Below are 3,215 nucleotides of genomic sequence, written 5' to 3'. Positions count from 1 at the left end.
ATCAACAGGGTTTTCGGTCTCTAAGTACTTTTTAAAGGGAACATCATCGACTCAAATCTCTATTTGCAACAGTGCCCGATGGACTGCATCTACTCGTAGACTCTACAGGCATGAAGTTTCTAGGTGAGGGCGAATGGAAACGCAAGAAACATGGAGCTGAATATCGTCGCCAATAATGACGTATAAAGTTTTATCTAATTTTTCTTTTTATCCAATTTAAAATTAGGTGCGTACACGGCCTCAACTTTCAATAAAGTATAAAAGGTGTTTGTGTAGGCAATACCCTTACTTTTGATAAGCCAAAAGAAAGCAAAAGCCTTTGTTACCCATACATAACATCCCTATTATGATGGATAACGTGTGGCATCCCTGCCACACTCGTGTATCCAAACGTTGCTTAAATTAAACTATGTAATAGTGGCGACATAAAGGTGCTCTTATCGCTATATATTAAAAACTTAGTGGAATACTGTTTCCAAAGCTTTTAAACCCACTTTGGGATCAAGTAGACCGTTGTAAATTTCAGGGATTTCACGTTCCACCCCAAAAAATTCATAAATGGCAAGCATCGCCCCACGAACTGAATATTCCACAGTAAAGACCACGTCATCTTCAATTTCCACAAACTGTCCAAGGAAAGCAAAGTTTTGTGAGCCTTGTGGAATTACCTGTGGACGATCCCCCGGTTTACGGCAGGCGAATAGGGCAGAGGCGTATGGCATCATGGCGGTAGTAACATCAGTCGTTGCCAAAACATGATCTAAAATGTCGTCAAAACAGAGCTGTTTAATCAGTTCTGTTAGGATTTCTTGCCCCGTGGCTTCGGACATTGGTTTTTTGATGTAATCGCCTATATGGTCAATTTGGAAACCGTAGCCCCATAAGGTATATAAACCTTCAGGTAAGTCGGCAAAGTGTGGCTGTGCAGGAACCACGATGGATAAATGCCAACCTGACTCATACCAAGTCATCAGTGCACCTGTCCCTGGTTCATTGCCTGTATAGTCAATAATACGTTTAAGTAGCACGTCATCTTTCATGGTCAGAGTGAAAGACTCCCACTTATGTTCATCGACATTGCCATAAAAAGTCATTGGACGGCCAAAGTCTGGGGCTTTTTGTGCCAGCGTTTCCCAAAGCGTCCAGCCATGATCTTCTCGATGACGAATAAGGGCAGGCACGTCATGATTACCGCCATAACGTGAGTCTGCTGTAATAGAGCCTAAAGTGAAAATAGCTAAATCATTGGCTTTCAGATTAATTTGCTCTGAGCCTTCAGGCAATTGTACATATAGGCGTGAAGCGTAGCGTTCTTGAGTTTCAGCATTGGTAATGAAGTCTGCATCTGTGACATAGTGTCCAAAACGCACATCGACGCCTTGTGCGACTAACCAACGCTGTAGGGGCAGAATCATCGAGTCATATTGGTTGTACTTGGTACGTTTCACACCCGCTAAGGTATGAATGCGTGGCAATTCTTGAATAAAACGCAAGAAATAGCGTCTTAACTCTGCTGCACTGTGCCATTTTTGAAAAGCGAAAGTCGTGCGCCACATGCGCCAGAAATTGGTTTCAAAAAAGGTTTCATCAAAAAACTCATCAATGCGGCGACTGCCAATTTTTTCTTCTTTTGAAGCTAATAGGCGCAGCATCTGTGCACGATGTAGCGTATTCAGACCAAGCTTTGCTGCATCCGCAATGACATGTTCGGCATCAATCAACCGTGCATTGGCGTGGGTTTTCACTTTTTCATTAAACTCACGACATTCTTCACGCACCGAAATGTCTGGATTTTCCAAAGATGGAATACTGGAAAATAAGTCCCATAGGCACAAATAAGTTTCATCGGTCAGCATTCGCCCACCACGTGTTACCCAAGCTTGCGCGGCATGCGGTGTATGTCCACCATCCATCGAACCACCTGAAATATCGAGTTCTTCTAAAATATGGATATTTTTGGCAGGGACTTTGGCATCACGGATTGCAAATGCAGCAGCAGCCATACCTGCGATACCACCACCAATAATCCAAAGATGGGACTGTTGTGCGTCTAATGGGGTGCGCTTCTTCTTTTGCATGGTTCACCTTTAATAATGATGTTAAAAACTATGAAGTATAAAATGTGATTTAGAAAAACCTTAAAAATAGTATGACTTTTTATATATGAAAAATGTATGAAATGGGAAGCAATTTACTCATTATATTTTGTAATCAAAAAAATGTAAGTAATGGTTATTTTTAATACACATTTGTATTTTTTTTTAAAATAAAATATGATTTAAGTAATTGATTTTATTATTTTATAGAGTAATCACTCTATTTTGATCATATTTGTTTGTGTCTGAAGAATGTGTTTGAAACTAGGCTTTCTATTGATCATTAAAAGATATAATTGAATAATAGATCTCTTTCATAAATCAAAAAACGAGCACCTTTTTGATTGATATTTGTACTCTAATTTTCTTAGCATTCGTGCATAATCTGCGGATGAAATACATTGATTCAAAGAAGCTTTCTGAAACACAGTTTAAGCGATATACAGGCATCTCATGGTCAACCTTTTATTTAAATGGTTGAGCAATTGCAGAAGCATGTTCCAGCTAAAGGCAGACCACCCAAGTTAAGTGTGGAGGATCAGGTTCTGCTCTGTCTGAGCTATTGGCGGGAATACCGAACTTTATTTCACATTGCTACGAGTTATGGGGTTTCAGAGCCTACAGCCTCAAGAATTGTACGTCATGTTGAAGATTGCCTGATTCAGTCCAAGCTGTTTAATTTACCGAAGAATTTGCCCGAAAGCGAAGGCATAGACTGGAATGTGGTGATCCTGGATGCCACAGAAATTCCAATTCAAAGGCCTAAAAAAACAGAAGAAAAACTATAGTGGCAAGAAAAAGACCCATACCTTTAAAGTACAGGCCATCATCCATTATAAAACTCAGCAAATTCGGCACTGTTGCAAATAGGCTGACATGATAAGCTAAATATCTTATTTATTTCGAGATACAGCAGATGAATCCCTTCCACGGTCGGCACTTTCAAGGTGAAATCATTCTTTGGGCTGTTCGTTGGTATTGTAAATATGGCATCAGCTATCGTGAACTTCAAGAAATGCTCGCTGAACGAGGCATAAATGTGGATCACAGTACAATTTATCGTTGGGTTCAGCGTTATGCTCCAGAAATGGAAAAACGGTTACGCTGGTATTGGCGTAA

At 40.2% G+C, this 3,215-nt stretch carries 2 protein-coding genes and 2 pseudogenes; 3 read left to right on the top strand and 1 reads right to left on the bottom strand.

All coding sequences use genetic code 11. From position 1 onward, the window contains the following. Positions 1–77: 77 nt before the first annotated feature. Positions 78–173: pseudogene (locus ACK1JC_RS16940) on the top strand (IS5/IS1182 family transposase); the annotation flags it as partial. 285 nt (positions 174–458) lie between these two features. Here ACK1JC_RS16940 and ACK1JC_RS16935 read toward each other — a convergent pair. Continuing rightward, positions 459–2,078, bottom strand: a complete 1,620-nt coding sequence (locus ACK1JC_RS16935; protein ID WP_409512966.1) for an oleate hydratase — start codon at positions 2,076–2,078, stop codon at positions 459–461. A gap of 491 nt (positions 2,079–2,569) precedes the next feature. Between ACK1JC_RS16935 and ACK1JC_RS16930 the strand changes: the two genes are divergently transcribed. Next, positions 2,570–2,884, top strand: coding sequence for a transposase family protein (locus ACK1JC_RS16930; RefSeq protein WP_409512965.1), 315 nt, complete (start codon positions 2,570–2,572; stop codon positions 2,882–2,884). Between the two features lie 128 nt (positions 2,885–3,012). Then, positions 3,013–3,215: pseudogene (locus ACK1JC_RS16925) on the top strand (IS6 family transposase); the annotation flags it as partial.

The organism is Acinetobacter sp. TY2, assembly GCF_046269225.1.
Classification (GTDB): Bacteria; Pseudomonadota; Gammaproteobacteria; order Pseudomonadales; family Moraxellaceae; genus Acinetobacter.
The sequence above is the reverse complement of the archived record's forward strand: the minus strand, read 5'-3'. Positions and strand labels throughout refer to the sequence as shown.